We start from the raw sequence: 23,866 nt of genomic DNA, 5'->3' as shown, positions 1-23,866 counted from the left end.
ACGTGATGAAGTACCTGCTGCTGGGCTACACCCCGGCCACCGCCTGGGACGAAGCGACCGCCGGCACCGCGTCGGAGGACGCGCTGGCCGCCTTCGCCGCGTACCAGGAGTTCGAGCGCGAACTGGTGGCCACCGGCGAGTTCGTCTCCAGCGAGGGGCTCGGGCACCCGGCGGTGAGCACCACGGTGCGCCGGACCGGGCACGGCGTGGTGGCGACCGACGGGCCGTTCGCGGAGCTGAAGGAGGTCCTGGCGAGCTTCGCGGTGATCGACGTGTCCGGTCACGAGCGCGCGGTCGAGATCGTCTCGCGGATGGTCGAGGTGCTGGGCGAGCCGATCGAGATCCGGCCGATCATGGGCGCGGACTTCACGGCGTGACCGGGGACCGCGCGGTGGAGGACCTGCTGCGCTCCGAAGCGCCCCAGGTGCTCGGCGCGCTCGTCCGCCGGTTCGGCCGGTTCGACGTCGCCGAGGACGCGGTGCAGGAGGCGCTGGTCGCGGCCAACCGCGCGTGGGCGGTCGACGGCGTGCCGGAGAACCCGCGCTCGTGGCTGATCCGGATCGGCTACCGGCGGATGGTCGACCTGCTGCGCTCCGACCAGGCCCGGCAGCGGCGCGAGTGGGAGGCGGGGGTCGCCGAACTGGCGATGGCCGAACCGTCCCGCCTGGCCGACCCGCCGCCGGACACCGACGACAGCCTCACCCTGCTGATGCTGTGCTGCCACCCCGTGCTGAGCACCACCTCGCAGGTCGCGCTGACGCTGCGGGCCGTCGGCGGGTTGACCACCGCCGAGATCGCGCACGCGTTCGGCACCACCGAAACGACCATGGCGACCCGGATCAGCCGCGCCAAGCGGCAACTGGCCGGTGCCGGCGCCCGCTTCACCCCGCCGACCGACGCCGACCGGGCCGGCCGGACGGCGGCCGTGGCGCAGGTGCTCTACCTGGTGTTCAACGAGGGCTACACCGCGTCGGCCGGCACCGAGCTGGTCCGCGTCGACCTGACCCGCGAGGCGATCCGGCTCACCCGGACCCTGCACGACCTGCTGCCCGACGACCCCGAGGTGACCGGCTTGCTGGCACTGGAACTGCTCACCGAGGCCCGCCGCCCCGGCCGCGTCGGCGCGGACGGCCTGGTGCCCCTGGAGGAGCAGGACCGGACCCGGTGGGACCGCGAGCTGATCGACGAGGGCACCGCGCTGATCGACTCGGTGTGGGGCCGCCGCGACGTCGGCCCGTACCGGCTCCAGGCCGCCGTCGCGGCCGTGCACGCGGCGGCGGCCACGCCGGAGGAGACCGACTGGCCGCAGATAGCGACCCTGTACCTGTGGCTGGAACAGCTCGCCCCGACCAACCCGGTGCGGTTGAGCCGGGTCGTGGCGGTGGCGCGGGCGTACGGGCCGGAGCGCGGCCTGGCCCTGCTGGCCGACCTCGACCGGCGGCACGGCCTGGCGGACGACCCGCTCACCCGGCAACGGGTCCCGGCGATCCGCGCCCACCTGCTCGACGCGACGGGCGAACGCACGTCGGCGGCGGCTCTGTACCGCGACGCGGCGGCGTTGACCCGCAACGAGGTGGAGCGGACCTACCTGCTGGGCAAAGCCGAGGGCCAGACCTGACCCCCACCCAACCCACCGCACAGCACCCACCCACCGGACCCCTCCCGAGCAGGGCTCCACCCACACCCCCAGCTGCGCTTCCTCCCGTATGGCCTGCCCGCAGGGAACCGCAGGTGTCAAGGGGATCGCCCGCCAACGCACCCACAACGGCAGCCCGATCCCCTTGACGCCTGTGGTCGTCTTCGACCAGGCCATACGGGAGGAAGCGACGCCCTCCCCCGGCGGCCTGCCGCGCGGCGAGCGCCGCTTGAAAACCCGCTCCCCGCCCGCCGCGCCGCCGCCCTCAAGCCGCCGCCTCGCTGCTGCTCCGCCGCCGCTTCGCCTTGCGCCGCTTCGCGGCTGCTGGTCTGCCACTCCGCCTCGCGCCGCTCTGCCGTTCCGCTCCGCCGCTCTGCCGCTCCGCCTTGCGCCGCCCCGTCGGCCAGGCCGTTCGACCCAGCGAACGACCTACACTCGGGTGAACCGACCCTGGGGGACTCGCCGATGACCGGCCGCGCGTCCGACGTGAGCACCGCCGACCTCGTCCGGCGCTGGGAGCGCGGGTGGAGTGCGTGCCGGGGCTGGGCGCCGCCGCGCGAGGCCGGTGGTGGGCTGCGCTTCCGGCTGGGCCTGCCGGGACGGTGGCACGAGGTCGTGGCGCTGTGCGCGGACGACGAGCCCGGCACGGTCGGCGCGCTGGCCGTTGAGGTCGCCGGGTGCGGCGAGGCGAGCTGGCTGACCGTCCCCACCACGCGGCCCGACGAGGTCGCGGCCGAACTCCGCGCCGCCGGGCTGGGGGTGAAGGGGTCCCGCGAGTGGCTGATGACCCGCGACCTGGCGGACCACCCGGCGCGCGCCGTGGCCGGTCCGTACCGGGTGGCGACCGCCGTCGCCGGGCCGGTGCTCGCGGTCGAGGTGCGGCACGAGTCCGGTCACCTGGCCGCGAGCGGGGTGGCCGCCGTGGTCGGGGTCGACGCGGTGCCGGACCGGATCGAGACGAGTCCCGACCACCGCCGGCGCGGGCTGGGCGGGGTGGTCATGGGTGCGCTGGCGGCCGGGGCGGCGGACCGGGGTGCGCGCACCGGCATCCTGCTGGCCAGCCCGGACGGCGAGCGGCTCTACACCTCGCTGGGGTGGACCGCCCGCGCGTCCGTGGTGATCGCCACCAACACCGACTGACGGAACCCGGCACCGGCTGACGGGAGCAGCAGGCCGGGTCTCAGCCGAACAGGGCGGGCAGGTCGTTGCGCTGGAACGCCTGGAACACCCGGCCGGCCGTCGTGCCGGGGCCGGCGGGCACCACCACGCGGACCATGCCGGGGTGGTCGTCCGGGATCTCGGCCCGCGCGTCGCGCAGCACCGTCGCCCACACCGGGCCGCGCCCGGGTGCCACGTCGTCCAGCCTGGCCTGCACGCGGTCGCGCAGCTCGGCCGGCTTGCCCGCCGGCACGCACACCACCTCGTCCACCTGGTCCCCGACGACCCGGACCCCGGCCGCGACCGGCGTCGGGCCGGTGGTGAGCAGCGCCGCCACGGCGTCGCCCAGGCACGAGGCCAGGTCGCGCACCGCCTTGTCGCCCGCCAGCGTCGACGTGCCCGGCTCGACCACCCAGGCCAGCGTCGCGCTGGACGGCCCGTAGGCGACCGAGTCGGCCGACACCCGGACCTTGTTGAACCCCGTGATGATCCCCATCTCGCCGAACGGGCCCTTGAGGTCGGCCACGTCGTCCCCTGCGGTGATCCACGTGGTCGCGCCGTTCTCGTCGGCCCGCTTGGCCCCGATGCGGTCGAACTTGCTGTTCACCAGGGGGAGATCGACCGGCAGCCACAGCACCCCGGCCCACGACGGCGGCTTCCCGACCCGGATCGCCCCGGTCGCGGTGCGCGGGTCGAACCCGACCGCGTCACCCAGCAGCGCGGACCGGGGCGCGAGGTCGGAGTAGCCGTAACCCTCCAGGTTCCGGAAGCGCTGCTTGTCCGACGAGACCAGCCCGCGCACGGCCTCGACGTCGCCGTACTCGACCAGGAGGGTCGACTGCGCGGTGGCCCGCACCCGGCCCAGCGCGCCGACCAGGCCGCCGACGTCCGGCCGCGCGGTGACCGTGGTGCCGACCGGTGTCCCGGACGTCGTCCCGCACCCGGCGAGCACCGCCAGCACCGCGACCACCGCCGCGACCCGAACCGCGCGTGAAAGATCCCTCATCGGCCCGATCGTATGGGCCGGTCCCTTTCCCCACCCCCATTTCGGCGAATCACGGCACCGCCGGTGAGCAGTCGGTTTCGCGGTGGCGCGGCCCGGGGCCGCCGCACCCGCCCGCGACGCGCGGCGCGAGCACCGGATGCGGGCGTTTACGCGTTCCTAGCGCGTCTCGATGGTCACGCTGAGGTGCGGCTGCCCGGCGAGCACACTGTCCGGGTGGACGGGAAGCGCAAACGCGGCGAGCTGCGGATCTACCTCGGCTCGGCGCCCGGTGTCGGCAAGACCTTCGCCATGCTCGGCGAGGCGCACCGCCGGCGGGAACGCGGCACGGACGTGGTGGTCGGCCTGGTCGAGGCGCACGGCCGGGAGAAGACCGCCCGGCTGCTCGACGGCCTGGAGCAGGTGCCGCGCCGCGCGGTCGCACACCGGGGCGTCGAGTTCGGCGAGCTGGACGTGGACGCGCTGCTGGCCCGTGCCCCCGAGGTCGCCGTGGTCGACGAGCTGGCGCACACCAACGTGCCCGGCTCGCGCCGCGCCAAGCGCTGGGAGGACGTCGAGGAGCTGCTCGACGCGGGCATCGACGTGCTGTCCACGGTCAACGTCCAGCACCTCGAATCGCTCAACGACGTGGTGCACCGGATCACCGGCGTGCAGCAGCGCGAGACCGTGCCGGACGAGGTGGTGCGCCGCGCCGAGCAGGTCGAGCTGGTCGACATCACGCCCGAGGCGCTGCGCCGCCGGCTCGCGCACGGCAACGTCTACGCCGCCCACAAGATCGACGCCGCGCTGGGCAACTACTTCCGGCCCGGCAACCTGACCGCGCTGCGCGAGCTGGCGCTGCTGTGGGTGGCCGACCAGGTCGACGTGGCGTTGCAGCGCTACCGGACCGAGCAGCGCATCACCGACACCTGGGAGACCCGGGAACGGGTCGTCGTCGCGATCTCCGGCGGCAACGAGAGCGAGGCGCTGATCCGCCGTGCCCGGCGGATCGCGGTGCGGGCGGGCGCGGACCTGGTCGTCGTGCACGTGCTGCGCGGCGACGGGCTGACCGGCCCGTCGCCGCAGGTGGTCGGCAAGCTGCGGAAGATCGCCGAGGACGTGGGCGCGACCTTCCACACCGTGGTGGGCGACGACGTGCCCACCGCGCTGCTGGAGTTCGCGCGCGGGGTCAACGCGACGCAGCTCGTGCTGGGCACGTCCCGCCGGTCCCGGCTGGCGCGGGTGTTCGACGAGGGCATCGGCGCGGCGGTGATCCAGGCGTCCGGGCCGATCGACGTGCACATGGTCACCCACGACGAGGCCCGCCGCAGCCCGCGCTGGAGCGTCGGCCGCAGCCCGCTGACCCGGGGCCGGGTGCTGCTGGGTTGGGCGCTCGCGGTGCTGCTGCCGCTCGCGGTGACCGCGCTCGGCGCGCTGTCCCGCGACGCCGTGACCTTCTCCACCGACCTGGTCGCCTTCTTCCTGGTCACGGTCGCGGTGGCGCTGGTGGGCGGGCTGGGCCCGGCGGTCGGCGCGGCGCTGCTCGGCGCGGGGCTGCTCAACTACTTCTTCACCCCGCCCTACTACAGCCTGGCCGTGGCCACACCGGAGAACCTGGTCACGCTGGTCGCCATGCTCACCGTCGCGGTGCTGGTCGCGCTGGTCGTGGACCGGGCGGCGCGGCTGGCCGAGCAGGGCGCGCGGGCGCGCACCGAGGCGGCGCTGCTCGCCTCCTACGCGCGGACCGTGCTGTCCGGCCCGCACCCGCTGGCGCGGCTGCTGGAGAAGGTGCGCGAGAACTTCGGGCTGGAGTCGGTGGCGCTGCTGGAGCGGCGCGGCGGCGAGTGGACGCGGGTGGCCTGCGTCGGGCCCAGGCCGTGCGACGAACCCGACGAGGCCGACGCGGACGTGCCGGTGACCGCCGACGTGCACCTGGCGCTGCGCGGCCGGGCGCTGCCCGCAGGCGACCAGCGGGCGCTGGAGGCCGCCGCCGGGCAGGCGCTGATGGCGTTGCGCCAGCAGCGGATGGCCGCCGAGACGGCCGAGGCGCAGCGCCGCGCGGCGACCACCGAGCTGCGCACCGCGCTGCTCTCGGCGGTCGGGCACGACCTGCGGACCCCGTTGACCTCCATCAAAGCCGCCGTCGGCAGCCTGCGCGACGACACCCTGCCACTGTCCGGAGAGGACCGCGAGGAGCTGCTGGAGACCGTCGAGGTGTCCGCCGACCGGCTCACCGGCCTGGTGGACAACCTGCTCGACTCGTCGCGGCTGGCGACCGGCGCGGTGCGGCCGTTGCTGCGCGCGGTCACGTTCGACGAGGTGGTCGCGCGGGCGCTGGCCGGCATCGACGACCGGCGGGTGGTGTCGGTGGACGTGGGGGAGCAGCTGCCCGAGGTGCTCGCCGACGTCGGCCTGCTGGAACGGGTGGTGGCCAACGTGATCGACAACGCCCTGCGGCACGGGCGGCTGACCCCGCGCCGGCTGGTGGACGTGGACGGCGACGGCGCGATCACCGCCGACGAGCCGGAGGTCGCGGTGCGCGCCAGCGCCTACGGCGACCGGGTGGAGCTGCGCGTGGTCGACCACGGGCGGGGGCTGCCGAAGAACACCGCCGACGCCGTGTTCGCGCCGTTCCAGCGGCTCGGCGACCGCGACGCCACCCCCGGCGTCGGCCTGGGGTTGAACGTGGCCAAGGGTTTCGTGGACGCGATGGGCGGCGACATCGCCGCCGAGGACACGCCCGGCGGCGGGCTCACCGTCGTCATCTCCCTGCCGGTCGCGGAGGTGGCAGCCGCATGACCACCGTCTTAGTCGTGGACGACGACCCGCAGGTCGTCCGCGTGCTGCGGATCACCCTGACCGCGCACGGGTACCGGGTGCTGACCGCCCCGGACGGCGCGTCGGCGATCGCCTCGGTCGAGGAGCACCCGGACGTGATCCTGCTCGACCTCGGCCTGCCGGACCTCGGCGGCGTCGCGGTGATCGCGGCCCTGCGCGACCGGGTCACCACGCCGATCGTGGTGCTCTCCGCCCGCACCGACGCCCGCGCCAAGATCGCGGCGCTGGACGCGGGCGCGGACGACTACGTGACCAAGCCGTTCGGGATGGACGAGCTGCTCGCGCGGCTGCGGGCGGCGGTCCGCCGGACCGGCCCGAGGTTCGACGGCGAACCGCCCGTGATGGCCGCGTCGTTCACCGTCGACCTGACCGCCAAGCGCATCCGGCGCGACGGCGAGGACGTCCACCTGACCCGCACCGAGTGGGCGCTGCTGGAGGTGCTGGTCCGGGCGGGCGGCGCGCCGGTGAGCGTGCGCGACCTGCTGGACCGGGTGTGGGGGGCGGGCTACTACAGCCAGACCCACTACCTGCGCGTCTACCTGGCCCAGCTGCGCCGGAAGCTGGAACCCGAACCGTCCCACCCGCGCCACCTGATCACCGAACCCGGCCTGGGCTACCGGTTCCAGCGGTAGTGCCGCTCAGCCCGGCCCCCGGCGAGCGGTGCGGGGACGTCGACCTCGGCGTTCGGCAGGGCCGGAGGACGACGCCGGGCCGGTGGCCGTGTCGGAGCGGCGGACCGGCCCGGCGTGGGCACTCGGGTGGCGTCAAGGGAACGCACCCGACCGCCCAGGTGGTCGGCCGCGCGGCCCGTTCGGTTCCCCGATGCCCCGGTGTTCACCCTTCCGGTGGGCGGGAACCGGGACGTGCGGCGGTCCGACCGGTTCGTCAGCGAACCCCGGGAGGACTTCCATGGAACGTCGCACGTTCATCCGCGCTTCGGCCCTGTCCGCCGGCGGGCTGTCGGTCGGTGCGCTGTCGGTCGGCGGGGCGTCGGCCGGTGCGGCCCACGCGCAGCCCGCCACCGCCGAGAAGCCGTTGCGGGTCCAGGTGCTGGTGTACGACGGGGTGGAGGAGCAGGACTTCGCCGCGCCCGTCGAAGTGCTCGGCTTGGCCGCCAAGATGGGCGGCGCGGTGCGCACGACCCTGGTCACGCCCGACCGCCCGGCGACCGTCACCTGCACCTACGGCACGCGGCTCGACGTGGCGGCGGGCTGGTCGCCGCACGACGCCGACGTGCTGGTGGTGCCCGGCGGCGGGTACACCGACCTGCACGGGCCCGGCGTGCGCCGGCTGATCGCCGACCGGGGCTTCCTGCGCCGGCTGGCCGGGGTGTCGGCGCTGCCGGTGGGCATCTGCACCGGCGTGATGGTGCTGTCGGCGGCGGGCCTGACCCGGGGCCGGCCGGCGACCACGCACTCCGGGGCGAAGGCGGACCTCCGGGCGCAGGGCGCGACCGTCGTGGACGCGCGGGTGGTGGACGACGGCACCCTGGTCACCGGCGGCGGGATCACGTCCGGGCTGGACGTCTCGCTGTGGCTGCTGGAGCGCTTCCTGGGCGCGAAGTTCGCCCAGCGGGTGGAGGTGGTCCTGGAGTACGAGCGCCGGGGGACCGTCTGGCGGTAGCCGCCGGCGGGTGCCGGGTGGTCGGCGGACCGACCGGCCGGCGGGGGCGGCCTCATTCGTCGGGAACGGGTGACACGCCCCTGACGGGGTGGTCAGAATGACCGGAGGGTCGGCCGTGGCCAGCGCCGGCACAGCCACGGCGACCGCCTCCGGGTTCGCCGACCGGCGGCGCGACCGGACGACCGCCGAGGCGACGGCGGACGTGGACCGGGGTCCGGCTGGGCGGCTCCCCCCTGTGGGCGTCCAGTCGAGTTCCGGTCCGGGTTGGCGCGCGCAGCACGTCAACGAACGGTGAAATGGTGCGCGAGCAGACCTGCGTGGCACTGTCACACCGCTTTAGCGCCTGGTCAGGACCGTGTCGCACTGGACCTGCCGGAGTAGGGGCGACTACGCTGTTCGGCTTGGACCGGGCGGCTCGGTGCGGGGAGGCTGCGCGTGTTGTCAGGGATCCGCTACGCCGCGCTGGGCCCGCTCACGGCGTGGCGCGCGGACCGGAAGATCGAGCTCGGCTGGGCGAAGCAGCAGGCCGTGCTCGGCGTGATGCTGCTTGAACTGAACCGGCCGGTGCCGCTGAGCCGGATCGTCGACGGCGTGTGGGGCGAGCGCGGCCCGCGTGACGCCCGCAACGCCGTGCAGACCTACATCAGCCGGCTGCGCCGAGTGCTGCGGGTGCCGCAGGCGCCGGGTCCGCTGGTCTTCACCGAGGGCGGCTACCTGCTCCAGGGCGACCCGTCCGACCTCGACGTGGTGGTGTTCGACCGGCACTTGGACGCGGCGCACGCCCGCTACCGGGACGACGACGTGCGGGCCGGCGCGGAGCACGTCGACGCGGCCCTGGCGCTGTGGCGCGGCGACCCGTTCAGCGGGCTGGGCGGCCCGCTGCTGGAGGCCGAGCGCCGCCGGCTGCGCGAGCGGCACCTCAGCGCGCTGGAGCTGCACGCCCGGATCAGCCTCGACCTCGGCCGCACGTCGGAGGGCATCGCCGACCTGACCCGCCTGGTGGCGGCGAACCCGCTGGAGGAGCGGCTGGGCGCGCTGCTCATGCTCGCGCTCTACCGGGCGGGCAGCCGCGCCGCCGCGCTGGAGGTCTTCCAGGACACCCGCCGCCGGCTGGCCGACGAGCTGGGCGTGGACCCGGGCGACGACCTGCGGGCGATGCACGAGCGCATCCTGCGCGGCGACGCCGGCCTGGCCGCCCCGGCGGCCAGGCCGCGAGGGCGCAACACGCTGCCCCGCGACGTCGCCGACTTCACCGGCCGCGACACCGAGCTGGCCCGGCTGCTGGCCACCGACCGGCGGGCCGCCAACCCCGGCGCGGCGGCGGTGTGGGCGGTCGACGGGCCGCCCGGCGTCGGCAAGTCGGCGCTGGCCGTGCACGCGGCGCACCGGCTCGCCGGCCGCCACCCGGACGGGCAGCTCTACGTCGACCTGCGCGGGCACGTCGCCGGCCACCGGCCGGTCGAGCCGCTCGCCGCGCTGGACACCCTGCTGCGCTCGCTGGGCGTGCCCGGCGAGCGCATCCCGGCCGGCCTGGACGCCCGCGCCGCCCTGTGGCGCGCGGAACTCGCCGACCGGGCCGCGCTGGTCGTGCTGGACGACGCGGTGGACGCCGCGCAGGTCCGGCCGCTGCTGCCGGGCACCGGCCGGTCGCTGACCCTGGTCACCAGCCGGCGCCGGCTGGTGGACCTGGCGGCCTCCCGGACGCTGTCGCTGGACGTGCTGCCCGAGGACCACGCGGTGCGGCTGTTCGCCCGGATCGTGGACGACGGGCGGGTCGTGGACGAGCCGGAGTCGGTGGCCGAGGCGGTGGACCTGTGCGGGCGCCTGCCGCTGGCGATCCGGCTGGCCGCCGCCCGGCTGGGCACCCGGCCGGCGTGGACCGTCGCCCACCTCACCGGGCGGCTGCGCCGGGAGCCGCTGGACGCGGTCACCGCCGCGTTCACCCTGTCCTACGAGAACCTCACCGCCGAGCAGCGCCGGCTGTTCCGGCTGCTGGGCCTGCACCCCGGCCCGGACTTCGACGCGGAGGCCGCCGCCGCGCTGGCCGAGCGCGACGCCGACACCGCCGAGAGCCTGCTGGAGAGCCTGGTCGACGTGCACCTGGTGGGCCAGCCCCGCGCGGGCCGCTACCGGTTCCACGACCTGGTGCGCGACTTCGCCCGCGACGCGGCCCACCGCAACGAGGCCGAGGCGGACCGGCACGCCGCCGCGCGCCGGCTGGCCGAGCACTACACCCGGGCCGCCGAGGAGGCGACGCGCAGCCTCGCGCCGCACGAGCAGGACCCGGCCGAGTACGACCGCGCGCTGGCGTGGCTGGACACCGAGCGGGCCAACCTGCTGGCCGCGACCCAGCCGCGCGCGATCGCCCCCGTCCTGCACCGCTACCTGCACCTGCGCAGCCTGGTGGCCGACGCGCTCACCCTGGACACGTGGGCGCTGGCCTCGGCGCACGACCGGGCCGAGGAGGCCCGGGTCTGGCAGCGGCTGGGCGCGGACCACCACCGGCTGGGCCACCACGACCAGGCACGCGGCTGCCAGGAGCGGGCGAAGGCGATCTTCACCGACCTCGGCGACCGGGACCGGGTCGCGGACACCCTGCGCGAGCTGGGCGTGCTGCACGGCCTGTCCGGGCGGCCGGCGGCGGCCGTCACGGCGAACCGGGAGGCGCTGGCGATCGTCCGCGAGCTGGGCAACCGGGTGGGCGAGGTGGACGCGCTGACCAACATCGGGTCGGCCTACCGGCGGCTGGGCCAGTACGAGCGCGCGCTGCGGTACCTGGGCGAGGCGCTGGCGCTGGCCCGGACGGTCGGCCACCGGGTCGGCGAGGGCGTCGCGCTGTGCGAGCTGGGCGCGACGCAGAACGGCATGGGCCGGCACGAGGAGGCGCTCGACGACCACCGCCGGGCGCTGGCCATGGCCCGCCGCAACGGCCACCGGCTGGACGAGGGCCACTCGCTGACCCGGATCGGCGTGGTGCACCTGCGGCTGGGGGAGTGCGACGAGGCGCTGGAGCACCTGGACCTGGGCCTGGCCGCCGCGCGCCGCGACGGCTTCCGCACGGGCGAGGCGGAGGCCCTGCTGGCCCTGGGCGAGGCGCACCTGCGCCTGGGGCACCCGGCCGAGTCCGCCGACCGCTACCGCCGCGCGCTGGCCGTCGCGCGCGACACCGGCGACCGGTGCCAGCAGGCCCAGGCCCTGGCCGGCCTCGGCCAGGCCGAACCGGCCGCCGCCCGGGAGCACTGGGAACGCGCGCTGGCCCTGCACGAGACGATGGACGTGCCGGGCGCGGACGACCTCCGCACCAGGCTGGCCGCACTGAACTGACCCGCCCCGGTCCACGACCGCCCGGTGTCGCCCGGCGCGGGTTTTCCCGTCAGGGCGACGGAGCGCCCGGGATTGCCGCACAATGGGCCGCCGGGCCGGGTCGCCACCGTGGGGTGAGGTCGACCGCCCACGTCGGGAACTCTCCCGGAAAGTGCCTCTGAGCTGCGGATTGCAGCGTTGTGCAAGCGCTTTGCACGATCGCTCGGACACACTGCGTATCGAGGCGGTCCGCCGGGGTTCGGGGGGGCTCAGGGGGGAGGACCGCCTCGCGCACCACCTGTCGACCGCGCGGGGCGGGGACCCGTCCCGCGCGTCCCATCGGCCTCCCCGACGACCACCGGGAGGAATCGTGACAACGGGTCGTCTGCTGCCGGGCGTCTTCGCCGAGCAACGCCACCTGGTGCCGGCCGGTGAGCCGGCCCACCACTCGGCCCACGTCGGCGACCGCTACCGCGCGGTCTGCCGGGCGCTGTGCCTGCCCGTGCCGGAGCGCACGCGCCACCTGTGGCGCGAGTGGCCGATCTGCCCGAACTGCGCCCGCCACCTGTCCGCCGGTCCGGTCGGCTCCGCCGTCGCTTGACCGGGCCGGCACCACCGCCGGCGCACGACGGCCCTGGTCGGTCCGCGCGGACCGACCAGGGCCGTCGTGCTTCGCCTGCACGAGGCCGCACCACCTGCCGGAGCCGGGGCACGTCACCGGTCGACGGGCGCGGGGCCGCCGGTCGGGGCTCAGTAGCCCCGGTAGCCGGTGCCGTTGTTGATGCCCACCAGGCCGGGGTGGTTGCCGAAGCCGCCGTAGCGGGCGTAGGTGTAGCGGACGCCGGCGATGATGTTGTCCACCGGGTTGTAGATGTCGTCGTGGCCGGGCAGCTTGTAGACCTGGAACGTGGGGTCGATGCACTGCATGAGGCCCTTGGACGGGGTGCCCCGGGCGGCGTTGCTGTCCCAGGTGTTCACCGCGTTGGGGTTGCCGTTGGACTCCTTCTGGACGATCGTCCAGATCTCGTCCACGCTGTTCTCGTCGATCGGGGTGCCGTTGGCGGCCAGGATGGCGATGGCCTCGCGGATCCAGCCCTCGACCTGGCGCTGCTTGGGCGGCTTGCGCGCCTCCTCGGCGTCCTTCGCGTCCTTGGCGGCCTTCTCCTCGGCGGCCTTCTGGCGCACCGCGTAGCCGTCCTGGGCGACGCCGCTGGCCTGGTTGAACGCCTGGAGCGCGGTGAGCTGCTCGTGGCGGATCATCCGGGCGGTCTCCGAGCCGAGGTCGATCGAGTGGACGGTGTCGACCTTGCCGGTGCGGATGTTCTGGTCCGGCACGCCGCCGAACTCGGCACCGCCCGCGAGGGGGCTGAGCGTGCCGCTGGTGACCGCGTGCGCCGCCGCGCCCGCTCCCGTCACGACGCCGAACGCGACGGCGAACGCGGACAGTCGCTTGGGCAGCGTCCGGTCGGGTTCGGCGCGGTGCGCGCCGACGTGGCCGGGAGCCTGGGCGCTGACCGTGAGCACGGTCGGCTGCTGCCCGCTGGGCTTCCTGTGGCGAGCCAAGGGAGGGGCCTCCTGCGTCGGGGAGCCCGATCACCGACAACCTGGCGGGGGATCCAGGCCGGGCGCGTCCGGGGGAAAACGAGCCCGTGTCTCTCCGGTGATCGAACCGTTATCTGCGGCCGGGAACGTAACCGCTGGTGACTTGCAGGGGCAAGGGATCGCCCATTAGGGGTGACTTTAGTCACGTTTGTTGACAGCGGTGCTACGCAAAGTTACACGGCGGGGTCGTACCGGTGGCTGCGCCGTTCGGACGCCGGCCGGCAGCGCCGCCGAGGCCAACCCCACCGCGAGGCCGGAGAAGAACACCAGTCGCTGGTCCCGGGCCTCGCGGCGGGGTCCGCGAAGTCGGCGACCGGCCGCAGCGCGCCGCCCTCCGACCCGACGACCGCCACCCGCGCGGTCGCGGCGAGCCCGCCGCCGACACCGTCAGCGGCCGTTGCGCGAAGTCGAACCGGGGCACGGCGAGGTACCGGGTCGACAGCACCACCTCCACCGCGCCCACCGGCTCGCCGGCCGCCCGTCGGTCTGCGGCCCGGTGGTCACCCGGAACACGAACCGCTGCGCGTCGCCCGACACGACCGGCCCGGCGGGCACCCGCACCTCCTCGCCCGGGTCGCGGTGCAGCGCCCGCGCCTCGAACCCCGCCCCCGACCGCACCCCGCCGGCCGGTTCCAGCACCACCGCGAACGCCCGGGACGGCCCGGCGGCCACCGCGACCGACACCGACTGCACCACCTTGTCCGCGTCGTAGTCCCGGTCCCGGCCCTCGTCGTCCTGCAGGAAGTAGACCGTCGCAGACGGGCCGACGCCCACGCGGCGCACCCGAGCGCCCCGGACACGGCCAGCAGCACCCCGGCGAGCAGCCTCGTGCCCTCCTCGTCGCCCGACCCGGGTGTGGGGCCGGCCACTCTTGTGGATCATCGCCCGATCGAATTACAATGATCGGCGATATGGGCATCTTTTACTTCCTGTGATCGGACGCGCGTCCGCGTTGAGCACCGCTCCGCGACGCGACTTCTCCCGTCCCGCACCCCCGATCGACTCGGTCCGCTGTCGGCCGAGAACAGGAGCCTGCCTTGCGCACCGCGCAACTGTCACTGCACGACGTCACCAAGAGCTACGACGACCACGTGGTCCTGGACCGCGTCACGCTGACCGTCAAACCGGGTGAGCGGGTCGGGGTCATCGGCGACAACGGCTCGGGCAAGTCGACCCTGCTCGCGCTGATCGCGGGCCGGCTGGCCCCGGACCACGGCGAGCTGACCGTCAGCGCGCCCGGCGGCACCGGGTACCTGCCGCAGACCCTCGACCTGCCGCCGACCGCGACCGTGGCCGACGCGGTCGACCTCGCCCTGGCCGACCTGCGCGAACTGGAGGCCGCGCTGCGCCGGGAGGAGGCCGCCGGGCTGCCCGACCCCGCCCACTACGCCGGGCTGGTCGAGCGGTTCGAGGCGCGCGGCGGGTACCAGGCCGACATCCGGGTGGAGGTCGCCCTGCACGGCCTGGGTCTGCCGGGCCTGGACCGCGACCGCCGGCTGGGCACGCTCTCCGGCGGCGAGCGGTCCCGGCTGGCGCTGGCCGCGACGCTGGCGTCCTCGCCGGAGCTGCTGCTGCTCGACGAGCCGACCAACGACCTGGACGACGAGGCCGTGGCGTGGCTGGAGCGGCACCTCGCCGGGCACCGGGGCACCGTCGTCGCCATCACGCACGACCGCGTGTTCCTGGAGAACGTCACGGACACGGTCCTGGAGGTGGACGAGGCAACCGTGTCCCGGCACGGCGACGGCTACGACGGCTACCTGGCCGCCAAGGCCGCCGACCGGGCCCGCCGGCTGCGCGAGCACGAGGAGTGGAAGGTCGACCTGGCCCGGCACCGCCGGCTCGCCGAGTCGGCGGCGGCCGACCTGGGCGCGATCCCGCGCAAGCTGCCGCTCGCGGTGTTCGCGGCCGGACCGTTCCGGGCGCGCGGGCGCGGGCACGGCGCGATGAGCCGCGTCCGCAACGCCAAGGAGCGGGTGGCCCGCCTCACCGAGCGCCCCGTCGCGCCGCCACCGGACCCGCTGCGGTTCACCGCGCGCATCGCCGCGTCCGAGCCGGAGTGGGTGGCCGAGCTGCACGACGTCCGGGTGGCCGACCGGCTGCACGTGCCGGAGCTGACCGTCCGGCCCGGCGAACGGCTGCTGGTCACCGGTCCGAACGGCGCGGGCAAGACCACGCTCGTGCGGGTGCTGGCGGGTGAGCTCGCGCCCGACCAGGGCCGGGTGAGCACCCCGGCGCGGGTCGGCCACCTGCGGCAGGAGGACGTCTCGGACCGGTCGGAGCTGACCGTGGCGGAGGCGTTCGCGCACGGCCGGGGCCACCCGGACGAGCACGTGGACGGGTTGCTGGCCCTGGGCCTGTTCGCGCCGCGCGACCTGGGCCTGCGGCTCGGCGAGCTGTCCTACGGGCAGCGCCGCCGGGTGGAGCTGGCCCGCCTGGTCACCGAGCCGGTCGACCTGCTGCTGCTCGACGAGCCGACGAACCACCTGTCGCCGGCCCTGGTGGAGGACCTGGAGCACGCCCTGGAGTCCTACACCGGCGCGCTGGTCGTGGTGACCCACGACCGCCGGACCAGGGCCCGCTTCGAGGGCACCCGGTTGGCGCTGGCCGACGGGGTGGTCGCCGCGTGACCCGGGCGCCCGCCCCGGTGCTCCGGGGCGGCAGGGAAGGCGGGGACCGGTTCCGCTCCGGTCCCCGCCTGCCACCAGACGTTCGCAGCGGAGGTGCATCCGGTTCACATCCATTCCGGAACGCCTCCGACCTGCGGCGTCAGCGGCCGGCCTCGGCCGCCCGCACGGTCTGCTCCAGCAGCAGCGCGATGGTCATCGGGCCGACGCCGCCGGGCACGGGTGTGATGTGCCCGGCGCGCTCGGCGGCGGCCGGGTACTCGACGTCCCCGACGTTGCCCGCGTTGTAGCCGGCGTCCACGACCACCGCCCCGGGCTTGATCCACTCGCCGCGCACGAGTTCCGGCTTGCCCACGGCGGCCACCACCACGTCCGCCTCCCGCACCGCCCCGGCGAGGTCCGCCGTGCGGGAGTGGCAGTAGGTGACGGTCGCGTCGCGGGCCGGCAGCAGCATCCCGACCGGCTTGCCCAGGATCGGGCTGCGGCCGACGACGACCGCGCGCCGCCCGGCCAGCGGGATGTCGTAGGCGTCCAGCAGCCGCAGGATGCCGCCGGGCGTGCACGAGCGGAAGCCGGGCTCGCCGAACGCCATCGCGGCGAAGCTGTGCACGGTGACGCCGTCCACGTCCTTGCCGGGCGCGATCGCCTCGAACGCGGCCCGCTCGTCGACGTGCGCGGGCACCGGGTGTTGCAGGAGGATGCCGTCCACGGCCGGGTCGGCGGACAGCGCGGAGACCTCCGCGACGAGCTGCCCGGTGGTGCTCGAGGCGGGCAGCTCCACGGCCCGCGAGCCGATGCCGACCTTGGCGCACCGGGAGCGCTTCATCTTCACGTACGTCCGGGACGCCGGGTCGTCGCCGACCAGCACGGTGGCCAGGGTGGGCGGGCGGCCCGCGACCGAGGCGAACGCGGCGGCGCGCGCGGCGGTGGCGTCGAGCAGGGAACGGGACACGGCGGTGCCGTCGAGCACGGTGGCCGGCATGGCGGTACTCCTCATCCGGTGGAACGAATGAGGGGCACCCAGGCGTGCGATGCCGACTCGCTGTGCACTCCCCGGTGGTTGGCCCACCCGACGCCAGTCGTGCGCCGCCGAGTCCAGCCCGCGCGCCGGGTGCCGGACCCCGGGCGCGACCCCGCCCCGGGTCGGTCGCGTGTCGAGACCAAGGTCACAACCGGGCGGGGCGGGTGCGGCGACCGGGCCGGACACCGCGCGCCGGCCGTCACGCGCGGCGCACCGGGCGGCGGGACGCGCCGCCCGTCACGTGCGGCGGATCGCCGGATCGCGCCCCGTCGGGGGCGTGCCCGTGACCCGCCGTACACCTCAGGAGGCGGGAATTATGCTGTTCGGGGCACCGGGTCCCGGAAGTCCGGCGATTCGGACACGAGTGACGAGCGACAGGCGGTCTGATGGCGGGGCAGTACGGTCGATCCACGGGGCAGCGCCGACCGGCTTTCGGGCGGGTCGACCCGTTCTGCCTGTTCGCCGTCGTGCCGATGCTGCTGTTGGCGGGCCTGATGGTCTGGGGCGGCCTGGCCGTGGTCGCGGTGATCCTCGTCGTGGTCGCGGCGCTGGTGGTGCTGTTCGACTCGTGGTCCAACCGCCCGCCGAAGAACAGCCGCCCGGAGTACGACGACGTGGACGACTACGAGCCCCGAGGGCGTTACTGACCCTCTAGGGTCGGACCCGTGCGATTACCCCCACCCGCCGCCGCGCTCGCGGAGCGGGTCGAGGCGTTCCAGCGGACCGGCGACCCGTCCGCGCTGTTCGCCGGCGACGCCGAGGCCGAGACCTGGGCGCTGCTGGAGAGCGCCGAAGAGGACGGGCTCGGCGAGGACGGGTCCGACGCGGTGCGGCGGCTGCTCGCCACGCTGTTCCACCTGCGGTTCGAGCATGGTCACGGGATCACCGACCTCGCGCACGCCGTGGCCTGGCACTGGGCCGCCCTGCCCGACCTGCCCCGGCCGCCGCTGCTGCGCCGCCTGCTGCCCGGCCCGGAGGCCCACCCCGACAGCCAGTTCGGCGCGGCCCTCGCGTTCGCCGAGGTGGAGGACCACCCGCTCACCACGCGGATGGCGCTCCTGCTGCTGGAAGACCTGGTCCGGCTCACCTCGCACCGCGACCACGCCCGCCACGCGAGCGTGCTGGTCCTGCTCAACCTGCGCGTCCACCGGCTCAGCGGCGACCTGCGCGCCGTGGACGAGCTGCTCGACCGCGCCCGCGCGTGCCTGGACGCGCTGCCGCGCCGCCACCCCGACCGGGCCTGGTTCACCGGCGCGGTCGCGGTCGGCCTCGGCCTGCGGGTCGGCGCGGGCGGCATCGGCGACATCCGGGAGGCCGTCGAGACCGGTGAGCTGGCCCTGGCGGCACCCGTGCGGCGGGTCCGGGTCCGGGGGCGGCTGCGGCTGCGGCGGTTCCGGCACCCGTTCGACCGCGTGCTGGACGGGTTCGCCGCCGGCTACGAGCCACCCGACCACCGGCCGGCGGTCGCCGAGCAGCTCGCCCGCACCTACCTGGCCCGGTTCCGGTTCGGCTCCTCCCGCACCGACCTGGACCGGGCGCTCGCGCTGTTCACCGGGATCGGGTCGGCCGAGGGGGTGGCGCACGCGGCGCTGGCCCGCTTCGACCTGACCGGTGACGTCGCCGACCTGGAGCTGGCCGCCGACGCCGGCCGGGACGACCCGGCGCACGCCGCGCTGCCCGCGTTCGCCGCGTCGCTGCCCCTGGTCGACCCGGCCCTGCCGCCGCACAGCCGGGGCGGACGCCTGCGCCGGCTCTGGCTGGCCCACCAGGAGCGGACCGACCCCGGCGCGGCGGGTGCCGGCACTGCGGCCCTCGACGCGCTGATCGACGTCGGCGAGCTGGCGCTCGGGATCAACGGCGTGGCGTTCGCCCTGGACGAGACGCCGCTCGCGGCCAACGCCGACGACCCGGTGCGCGACCTCGTCCTGATCCGGCTGGCCGACACCTACCGCCGCCGGTTCGAGGCGGTGGGCGCGGCCGGTGACATCCGGCGTGCCGCCGACCTCGCCGACCAGGTCACCGACGCCACCGACGCCGCCGACGTGAGCGCGCTCGCCGAGGTCTACCGGTTGCGGTTCGCCGAGTCGAGCGCGGCGGACGACCTGGCGACCGCGCTCGCGCTGCACGAACGGGCGGCCGGCCTGGCCGGCGGCGACCCGCTGGTCACCGCCCGGCTGGTCCGCGCCCACCTGGCCGCGTTCGAGGCGACCGGGGTGGACGCCCACCTCGACCGGGCTGCCGAGCTCGACCCGGACGCGCCCGGCGTGCTGCGCCTGCGCCACGCCCGGCACGGCCGGGCCGAGGACCTGGACCGGATCGTCGCCCAGGCCGAGGCCGCGCCGCCGTCCGCCGCCTCCCTGGTCGCGCTGGCCCGCGCGCGCACACACCGGTTCGACGCTCTGGGCGACCCGGCCGACGCCCGCCGCGCGGTGGCCGCCGCGACCGGGGCGATGGCGCACGACCCCGACCCGCGCGTCCGGGTCGCCCGGCTCACCGCGCTCGCCGCCGCGTGCCGCCGGCTGCGGCGCGTGGCCCCCGACGAGGTGCCGGACCCCGGACCGCTGATCGCCGCCTGCCTGGCGCTGGACGACGACCTGCCCGCGCTGCGCGCCGAGGCCGGCCACGAGGTCGGCGCGCTCGCCCTCGACCTGGGCCGCCCGGAGGACGCCGCGCGGGTGCTGCGGCACGCGGTCGGCCTGCTGCGCGCGGTGGTGTGGCGCGACAGCGGCTGGTCGGAGCAGGAGCAGGCCCTGGTCGCGCACCGGGAGCTGCCCGGCGACGCGGTGGCCGCCCACCTGGCCGCCGGCGACCCGGCGGGAGCGGTCGAGGTCGCCGAGCAGGGCCGCGCGATCGTCCTCGGCGCCGAGCTGGACACCCGCGCCGACCTCTCCGCGCTGGAGCGGGTCGACCCGCGCGCGGCGCGGCGGCTGGCCGAGGTGCACCGGCGGCTCACCGAGCCGATGCTCGCCGACCTGACCGGCGCCGCGCTGGACACCGTCGGCCCGACCAACCGCGCGCACCTGTGGGCCGAGCACGACCGGATCGTCGCCGGGGCCCGCGCGGTGCCCGGCCTGGCCGGGTTCCTGCGGCCCGCGCCGCTGCCCGAGGTCGCGGCGGACGGCCCGGTCGTGCTGCTCAACGCCGCCGCCGGCCGGGCGGACGCGGTGGTCGCCACCCGGGACGGCCTGGTGCACGTGGAGCTGCCGCTGCTGGCCGCCGGCCTGGCGGAGCACCGGGCGGCGCTGCACGACGCGGTGCCCGCGACCCGGCCGAGCGGCGTGCTCGCGGCCCGCCGGGTGATCACCGCGCTGCTGGACTGGCTGTGGTTCGCCGCCGTCTCCCCGGTGGCCGACGTGGTGGGCGGCGGGCGGGTGTGGTGGCTGCCGCTCGGACCGCTGGGCGACCTGCCCTTCCACGCGGCGGGCGACGCCCTGGACCGGCTCGTGTCCTCCTACCTGCCGACCGCCCGCACCCTCCCGCACGCCCGCCGCAGGCCCCGCCCCACCACGCGCCGGCAGCTCACGGTCGCCGTCGAGCACACCGCCGGCCTGCCCCGGCTGCCCGGCACGGTGGCGGAGGCGGCGGCGCTGCACGCCCGGCACCCCGACGACCCGCTGCTGGTGGACCCGACCACCCGGCAGGTGCTGGCGGCGCTGGGCGAGTGCACGTGGGCGCACTTCGCGTGCCACGCCGGCGCCGACCCCGGCACCAGCTCCCGGGCGGTGCTGCACCTGGCCGACGGCGCACTCCCGGTCGAGGCGATCGGCCGGCTGCACCCGGAGCACGCCGAGCTGGCCTACCTGTCGGCGTGCTCGACCGCCGCGCGCGGCCGGCACGCGGACGAGCCGCTCAACCTGGCCGCCGCGTTCCACCTGGCGGGCTTCCGGCACGTGGTGGCCAGCCTGTGGCCGCTCAACGACGCCCTGGCGGCCCGCGCCGCGACGGCGTTCTACGACCTGCTGCCCGACAGCCCGTCCGCCGACACCGCCGCGCACGCCGTCCGCGAGGTCTCCCGACGCCTGCGCGCCGAGTTCCCGGACCGCCCGGACGTGTGGGCGACCCTCGTGCACAGCGGCCCGTGATCCCGGTCTCGCGCGGCACCGCAAAGCCCCGAATCGGTTGGGGAGTTCGACGCGGCCTTTCGTAGGGTGCCGGGGTGAAGTTCTGGGGACGATCGTGACGCAGCCATCCACACCCTCGCCGGACCAGGGGCAGCCGGACCAGGAGCAGCCGGAGCACGGGCAGGACCGACCGCTGATCGCCGGGACGCCTGCGGGCGAGCCTCCGGCCGCAGAGCCGGTGGCCGCAGGACCGGTGGCCGCAGGACCGGTGGCCGCAGGACCGGTGGCCGCGGAGCCGGTGGCCGCGGAGCCGGTGGCCGTTCCGGTGCCGCCGCAGGTAGCCCAGGTGCCGCCGTTCGCAGCGCCCCCGTTCCAGACATGGCCGGCCTCGCCGCCGCCCGAGCCGATCCGGGTCCACGTGCCGCCGACTTCCCGCCAGGCGCCCGGGTGGCTGTGGCCGGTGGTCGGGATGGCCTGGGTGCTGCTGGCGGTGGGCGTGGCGGTGGTGCAGAGCAACCCGGCCACGCACGTCGACCTGTTCTCCCGCAAGGGGCCCACGCAGGCCGCGCGCACCGCTGCGCCGACGTACCCGACGCCGTACACGCCGCCGACCCCCTCGCGGGTTCCGCGCACGACCGTGCCCGCCCCGCCGACCGTGCCGCCGTCGGTGTACACCGGGACCGGCGACGCCGTGATCACCCTCGACCGGCCGCCGGGTTTCGCCGCCGTCCGGTTCGAGTGCCCGGCGTGCTCCGGGCACACCCTGGTCCGCTCGGACGGGGCGGACTCGCTGGTGGTCAACCGGGTGGGGCCGTTCGTCGGCACGCGCTGGCTGGACGTCACCGGCCCGCCGGTCACCAGGCTGACCGTCGAGGTGACCGGGTCGTGGACGATGACCGTCGGCGGGATGGACCTGGTGCCGACCGTCGACGGCGTGGCCACCGGAACCGACGACGCGGTGTTCCTGGTCACCCGGCCGACCCGGACGGCGCAGGCGTCCTTCACGGGCCGGGGCAACTTCGTGGTGTGGGTGGTGGAGCTGGACCGCGACTACCAGTCGCCGGACCTGCGGGTGAACGAGATCGGCGACTTCGCCGGCGTGATCGACCTGGAGGGCCCCGCGCTGGTCCAGGTCAGCGGCCGGGGGGACTGGTCGGTCGCGCCGGCCTGAGCCGGCCTCAGGGGCGGGGGCGGTCGCCCGGCCCCTCGGCCGCGCTCCACGGGCTCAGGCCGATCCGCCCGGTGCTGCCGAGGTCGATCGTGGTCGCGGGCGAGTTCGGCGACGGGGTGCCGCCGTCGGGGTCCAGGCGCGGGGTGAACACCTGGCGGGGGAGCCCGGCCAGCGGGGCGATGTCGATCTCCGCGCCGACCTGCGGCGGGTTCGTCGTGTCGTCGTAGGTGTTGCGCCACACGATGCCCGCCGTCGCCCGGTCGCCCGGCCCCAGCGCGAACTCCGCCGCCGGCACCTCGAACGACGCGATCGGCGAGATCGACGCCGAGCCGTGCTCGACCCGCACGTCCAGCGGCTGCCCGTCCTCGTCCAGCAGCCGGACGTCCGGGTAGCCCCGGAACCGCTGGGTGCCCGAGCCGCAGTTGCGCATCTCCAGGGTCAGCACCCGCAGGCCCATCGCCGCCTCGCCGCTGAGCGCGGTGATCTCCACGCCGGCTTCGGGGCACGGGGGCGCCGCCGGGCTCGACGTGGGCGCGGGAGGGAGTGGCAGCGCGCTGCACGCCGTCACGACCAGCAGGAGGGCGGGGAGAACCAGTCGGCCGATCACCCGACGACTATGCCACGGCCGCGACCGGGCCCCGCGCGACCTCCGGACGTCGAGCCCCGGGCCCGGGTCCGCAGCGGCACGGCGGCCCTGCACCGCGAACCGCCGCCGCGCCGGTCGCCGCGCGTCACCGGCCCACGTCGCCGGCGCGGTGCGCCGATCACGTCGCCGGCGCGGTGCGCCGACCACGCTGCCGGCAGCTGTGCGGCGGACCCCCGTCCAGGACCCGCCGCACGACGGCCCGCGCGGTCACGACTCGGCGCAGCGCTCCTGGCCGGGGCAGCTGCGCAGCAGCTCCACCTTCGGCGGCTTGCTGATCACCGCCGGGCGGCCGAGCCCGCCCGGCCACTGCACCGAGATCGCGATGGACGACGCGTTGTTCGCGTAGCTCTTCTCCAGGAAGCTGCGGTCCACGTTGACCATGTTCACCACGTCGTACACGCCCGAGGGCACGTCGGTCAGGTCCAGCCACTGGTAGTCGACGTCGTACTTGTAGTCGTCGCCCGAGCCGACCGAGATGCCCTCCACGACCTCCAGCGCGCGCGGCTCGTGGTGGCGGCAGCGGTTCTCCCGCAGGAACTCCGCGAGCAGGCCCTCGGCGCTGTCCGGGTTGCGCGGCGCGTGCGCCAGCTCGTCCGCGTCCCGCACCGCGTACCGGTCGCCCAGGCAGAAGCCGTTCTTGCGGTCCTGGACCAGGGTCGTGCCGTCCGGCTTGCGGAGCTGGAAGCGCTCGAAGTCCATCAGGTGCCAGTGGGTGTGCGCGGGGGCGGGCTCGTAGTACATCGTCGCCGGGATCGGGTTGCCCGCCTGGTCGTACGACTCCGGGATCGACCCGTCCCGCGAGGACTGGAACGCCTGCCGCGAGGTCATCGTGGGCGTCTTGGTCGACGCGCGCTTGCCGTAGATGAGCAGCGGGCCGTCGCCGACGTTGTCCACCGAGGTGGTGAACCGGATGCGGACGCCGCCTGCCCGGCCGGACTGGAGGCACGTGCCGTTGGGCGCGGAGCGGTCGGCGACCATGCACACGTCCCACGCCTCGCACCGGGCCGGGTCGTCCGAGGTGCCGCCGGGGCAGCCGACCGGTGCCTGTCTGAGGTCCGGCAGCAGCGGCCCCTCGGAGGCGGGTGCGCCGCCGAGCGCCGCCGCGGTCAGCGCGGCGGCTGCCGCGGCCTTGAATTTCCTCATCACGCCCGCAACCTAGTGGCAGCCCCGCCGATCCGACACATTCGTTCACTCGATC

18 protein-coding genes and 1 riboswitch are annotated in these 23,866 nt (G+C 75.9%); of the genes, 12 read left to right on the top strand and 6 right to left on the bottom strand.

Annotation, left to right across the window (positions count from 1 at the left end; all coding sequences use genetic code 11):
- Positions 1–5: 5 nt before the first annotated feature.
- From AB0I60_RS03780 to AB0I60_RS03770, 3 genes are all read left to right on the top strand, one after another.
- A complete protein-coding gene (locus AB0I60_RS03780; protein WP_360725658.1) occupies positions 6–377 on the top strand; it encodes a YciI family protein in 372 nt (123 codons plus the stop codon).
- On the top strand, positions 374–1,618 hold the full coding sequence (locus AB0I60_RS03775) for a DUF6596 domain-containing protein (RefSeq protein ID WP_360725657.1): 1,245 nt from the start codon (positions 374–376) through the stop codon (positions 1,616–1,618). The genes AB0I60_RS03780 and AB0I60_RS03775 overlap by 4 nt, the downstream gene beginning before the upstream one ends.
- Positions 1,619–2,101: 483 nt before the next feature.
- Positions 2,102–2,776, top strand: coding sequence for a GNAT family N-acetyltransferase (locus tag AB0I60_RS03770; protein ID WP_360725656.1), 675 nt, complete (start codon positions 2,102–2,104; stop codon positions 2,774–2,776).
- A 40-nt stretch (positions 2,777–2,816) separates the two neighbouring features.
- Here AB0I60_RS03770 and AB0I60_RS03765 read toward each other — a convergent pair whose 3' ends face one another.
- Positions 2,817–3,800, bottom strand: a complete 984-nt coding sequence (locus AB0I60_RS03765) for a hypothetical protein (protein WP_360725655.1) — start codon at positions 3,798–3,800, stop codon at positions 2,817–2,819.
- A 213-nt stretch (positions 3,801–4,013) separates the two neighbouring features.
- Here AB0I60_RS03765 and AB0I60_RS03760 point away from each other — a divergent pair, with 213 nt between their 5' ends.
- The 5 genes from AB0I60_RS03760 to AB0I60_RS03740 all read left to right on the top strand — a co-directional run bounded on the left by AB0I60_RS03760 (position 4,014) and on the right by AB0I60_RS03740 (position 12,141).
- Entirely contained in the window at positions 4,014–6,575 is a 2,562-nt protein-coding gene (locus AB0I60_RS03760) for a sensor histidine kinase KdpD (RefSeq protein ID WP_360725654.1), read from the top strand.
- Positions 6,572–7,246: a response regulator gene (locus tag AB0I60_RS03755; protein ID WP_360725653.1), complete on the top strand. Its 675-nt coding sequence runs from the start codon at positions 6,572–6,574 to the stop codon at positions 7,244–7,246. Before AB0I60_RS03760 ends, AB0I60_RS03755 begins: the two co-directional genes overlap by 4 nt.
- 277 nt (positions 7,247–7,523) lie before the next feature.
- Positions 7,524–8,237, top strand: a complete 714-nt coding sequence (locus AB0I60_RS03750; protein WP_360725652.1) for a DJ-1/PfpI family protein — start codon at positions 7,524–7,526, stop codon at positions 8,235–8,237.
- A gap of 435 nt (positions 8,238–8,672) precedes the next feature.
- On the top strand, positions 8,673–11,561 hold the full coding sequence (locus tag AB0I60_RS03745) for a BTAD domain-containing putative transcriptional regulator (protein ID WP_360725651.1): 2,889 nt from the start codon (positions 8,673–8,675) through the stop codon (positions 11,559–11,561).
- 349 nt (positions 11,562–11,910) lie between these two features.
- Positions 11,911–12,141 (top strand): hypothetical protein, encoded by a 231-nt coding sequence (locus AB0I60_RS03740; protein WP_360725650.1) that lies wholly within the window; start codon positions 11,911–11,913, stop codon positions 12,139–12,141.
- Positions 12,142–12,290: 149 nt separating this feature from the next.
- Here AB0I60_RS03740 and AB0I60_RS03735 read toward each other — a convergent pair whose 3' ends face one another.
- The gene (locus AB0I60_RS03735; RefSeq protein ID WP_360725649.1) at positions 12,291–13,103 is read right to left on the bottom strand and encodes a transglycosylase SLT domain-containing protein; all 813 of its coding nucleotides are present in this window, start codon (positions 13,101–13,103) and stop codon (positions 12,291–12,293) included.
- Positions 13,104–13,529: 426 nt separating this feature from the next.
- Positions 13,530–13,916: a hypothetical protein gene (locus AB0I60_RS03730; RefSeq protein WP_360725648.1), complete on the bottom strand. Its 387-nt coding sequence runs from the start codon at positions 13,914–13,916 to the stop codon at positions 13,530–13,532.
- Between the two features lie 263 nt (positions 13,917–14,179).
- On the opposite strand from AB0I60_RS03730, the gene AB0I60_RS03725 reads away from it, so the two are divergent.
- Positions 14,180–15,772 (top strand): TlrC/CarA/OleB/SrmB family ABC-F type ribosomal protection protein, encoded by a 1,593-nt coding sequence (locus AB0I60_RS03725; RefSeq protein WP_360725647.1) that lies wholly within the window; start codon positions 14,180–14,182, stop codon positions 15,770–15,772.
- Between the two features lie 139 nt (positions 15,773–15,911).
- Here the strand turns inward: AB0I60_RS03725 and AB0I60_RS03720 are convergent, their stop codons facing one another.
- On the bottom strand, positions 15,912–16,751 hold the full coding sequence (locus AB0I60_RS03720; protein WP_360725646.1) for a tetrahydrofolate dehydrogenase/cyclohydrolase catalytic domain-containing protein: 840 nt from the start codon (positions 16,749–16,751) through the stop codon (positions 15,912–15,914).
- Between the two features lie 29 nt (positions 16,752–16,780).
- Positions 16,781–16,862, bottom strand: a riboswitch (ZMP/ZTP riboswitch).
- A gap of 314 nt (positions 16,863–17,176) precedes the next feature.
- Between AB0I60_RS03720 and AB0I60_RS03715 the strand changes: the two genes are divergently transcribed.
- The 3 genes from AB0I60_RS03715 (at position 17,177) to AB0I60_RS03705 (ending at position 22,022) form a co-directional block, all read left to right on the top strand.
- Positions 17,177–17,437, top strand: a complete 261-nt coding sequence (locus AB0I60_RS03715; protein ID WP_360725645.1) for a hypothetical protein — start codon at positions 17,177–17,179, stop codon at positions 17,435–17,437.
- Positions 17,438–17,455: 18 nt separating this feature from the next.
- The gene (locus AB0I60_RS03710) at positions 17,456–20,872 is read left to right on the top strand and encodes a CHAT domain-containing protein (protein WP_360725644.1); all 3,417 of its coding nucleotides are present in this window, start codon (positions 17,456–17,458) and stop codon (positions 20,870–20,872) included.
- A 94-nt stretch (positions 20,873–20,966) separates the two neighbouring features.
- A complete protein-coding gene (locus AB0I60_RS03705; protein WP_360725643.1) occupies positions 20,967–22,022 on the top strand; it encodes a hypothetical protein in 1,056 nt (351 codons plus the stop codon).
- A 7-nt stretch (positions 22,023–22,029) separates the two neighbouring features.
- Here the strand turns inward: AB0I60_RS03705 and AB0I60_RS03700 are convergent, their stop codons facing one another.
- Entirely contained in the window at positions 22,030–22,629 is a 600-nt protein-coding gene (locus tag AB0I60_RS03700) for a DUF4232 domain-containing protein (protein ID WP_360725642.1), read from the bottom strand.
- A gap of 246 nt (positions 22,630–22,875) precedes the next feature.
- Positions 22,876–23,811, bottom strand: a complete 936-nt coding sequence (locus AB0I60_RS03695) for a lysyl oxidase family protein (protein ID WP_360725757.1) — start codon at positions 23,809–23,811, stop codon at positions 22,876–22,878.
- Between the last annotated feature and the right edge of the window lie 55 nt (positions 23,812–23,866).

The sequence above is a fragment of the Actinosynnema sp. NPDC050436 genome (assembly GCF_040655415.1).
In the GTDB taxonomy this organism is placed as follows: domain Bacteria; phylum Actinomycetota; class Actinomycetes; order Mycobacteriales; family Pseudonocardiaceae; genus Actinosynnema.
Note: the sequence above shows the minus strand (reverse complement) of the source record. Positions and strands in the feature narration are given on the sequence as shown.

Excerpts from the sequence above, each read along its gene's own strand:
- AB0I60_RS03780 (WP_360725658.1), top strand. The coding sequence starts at position 6 with ATGAAGTACCTGCTGCTGGGCTACACCCCGGCCACCGCCTGGGACGAA.
- AB0I60_RS03715 (WP_360725645.1), top strand. The coding sequence starts at position 17,177 with ATGGCGGGGCAGTACGGTCGATCCACGGGGCAGCGCCGACCGGCTTTC.
- AB0I60_RS03750 (WP_360725652.1), top strand. The coding sequence starts at position 7,524 with ATGGAACGTCGCACGTTCATCCGCGCTTCGGCCCTGTCCGCCGGCGGG.
- AB0I60_RS03755 (WP_360725653.1), top strand. The coding sequence starts at position 6,572 with ATGACCACCGTCTTAGTCGTGGACGACGACCCGCAGGTCGTCCGCGTG.
- AB0I60_RS03770 (WP_360725656.1), top strand. The coding sequence starts at position 2,102 with ATGACCGGCCGCGCGTCCGACGTGAGCACCGCCGACCTCGTCCGGCGC.
- AB0I60_RS03765 (WP_360725655.1), bottom strand. The coding sequence starts at position 3,800 with ATGAGGGATCTTTCACGCGCGGTTCGGGTCGCGGCGGTGGTCGCGGTG.
- AB0I60_RS03720 (WP_360725646.1), bottom strand. The coding sequence starts at position 16,751 with ATGCCGGCCACCGTGCTCGACGGCACCGCCGTGTCCCGTTCCCTGCTC.
- AB0I60_RS03695 (WP_360725757.1), bottom strand. The coding sequence starts at position 23,811 with ATGAGGAAATTCAAGGCCGCGGCAGCCGCCGCGCTGACCGCGGCGGCG.